1 protein-coding gene and 1 pseudogene are annotated in these 1579 nt (G+C 72.5%); both read left to right on the top strand.

Annotation, left to right across the window (positions count from 1 at the left end):
• A pseudogene (locus tag CGX12_RS19135) lies at window positions 1-650 on the top strand (exodeoxyribonuclease V subunit gamma); the annotation flags it as partial.
• The coding region (locus tag CGX12_RS19130) for a UvrD-helicase domain-containing protein (RefSeq protein ID WP_176442121.1) at window positions 647-1579 on the top strand (933 nt) is incomplete at its 3' end. The pseudogene CGX12_RS19135 and the gene CGX12_RS19130, both read left to right, overlap by 4 nt.

Here is a 1579-nt window from a genome sequence, read left to right as displayed (position 1 = left end):
AGGTGGAGGCGGCGCTGCCGGATCAGCTGGCCCGCCATCGGGCCTTGTGTCATGCCTGGCCCGCACCGCTGAACTCCCCCCTGCCGCTGGCCCTTGAGCACGGCGGCCTGCAACTGGAAGGCTGGCTCGGCGGCCTGCGCCGGCAGGGCGACAGGCTGGCGCTGATCGAACTGCAGCCCGGGGAACTGCTCGGCAAGAGCGGGCCCAAATGGCATCGCACCCTGCGCGCCTTTGTCGCCCAGGCGGTGGCCTGCGCCTGCGGCATCGAGCTCCGGCTCTATCTGGTGGGGGAGGACGCCACCCTGCACGGCGCGCCCCTTGAGCGGGACACCGCGCGGCAGCTGGTGCAAGGCTGGCTGGAGGCGCTGCAGGCGGGTAGGACGGCGCCCCTGCCGGTGGCGCTCAAGACCGCCATGGCCTGGCTCGGCCAGGAGGACGAGGGCAAGGCCGCACCGGCCGCCCGCAAGGCCTACGAGGGCGACGGCTTCGGCCACAACGGCGAGCGCGCCGAGAGCGGCGCCCTGGCCCGCCAGTATCCCGACTTCGACGCCCTCACCGCCGACGGCCATTTCGCCGCCTGGTGCGAGCGGCTCTACCGGCCATTGCTCGAGCATGGCCCGCAACCGGAACCGCAGGAGGCCTCATCATGACGGCACCGCGCCCCCTGGCGCTGACCTTTCCGCTGCACGGCAGCCGGCTGATCGAAGCCAGCGCCGGCACCGGCAAGACCTTTACCATCTCGGCCCTGTACCTGCGGCTGGTGCTGGGCCACGGCGGCGAGCTGGGCTTTGCCCGCGAGCTGCTGCCGCCGGAGATCCTGGTGGTGACCTTCACCGACGACGCCACCAAGGAGCTCAAGGATCGCATCCGCGCCCGCCTGGTGGAGGCGGCGGCGGTGTTCCGCGGCGAGCGCGAGGGCGATGCCCTGCTCGACACCCTGAAGGCCGACTTCGTGCCCGAGCGCTGGCCCGCCTGTGCCCACCGGCTCGACATCGCCGCCCAGTGGATGGACGAGGCGGCGGTGTCCACCATTCACGGCTGGTGCCAGCGCATGCTGCGCGAGCACGCCTTCGACAGCGGCAGCCTCTTTACCCAGACCCTGGAAACGGATCACGGCGAGCTGCTGGCCGAGGTGGCGCGGGATTACTGGCGCCGCCAGTGCTACCCCCTGGACGGCGACGCCCTCGACTGGGTGATGGCGAACTGGCAGACCCCGGACCGGCTGCTGCGCCAGCTGCGCCCCCTGCTGGGGGAGCAGGATGAGGCCGGCGGCGAGCTGGGCGCCCTGCTGGAAGGCGCCTTAAACGAACGCGAGCGGGCGCTGGCCGAACTCAAGGCGCCCTGGCCGGTCTGGGCCGATGAGCTGGAGTTGCTGCTGGACAAGGCGGTAGCCGACAAGGCGGTGGACGGGCGCAAGCTGCAGGCCCGCTACTACAAGCCCTGGCTGGACAAGCTCAGGGCCTGGGCCGGCTCGGGCGAGGCCGCGCTTGAGCTGGGCACCGGCTTCACCCGCCTCACCCCGGACGGCCTGGCCGAGGCCTGGAAGCAGGGCTCGCCGCCCGACCACCCGGGCCTGGCG

The organism is Zobellella denitrificans (assembly GCF_002237365.1).
GTDB lineage: Bacteria > Pseudomonadota > Gammaproteobacteria > Enterobacterales > Aeromonadaceae > Oceanimonas > Oceanimonas denitrificans.
The sequence above is the reverse complement of the archived record's forward strand: the minus strand, read 5'-3'. Positions and strand labels throughout refer to the sequence as shown.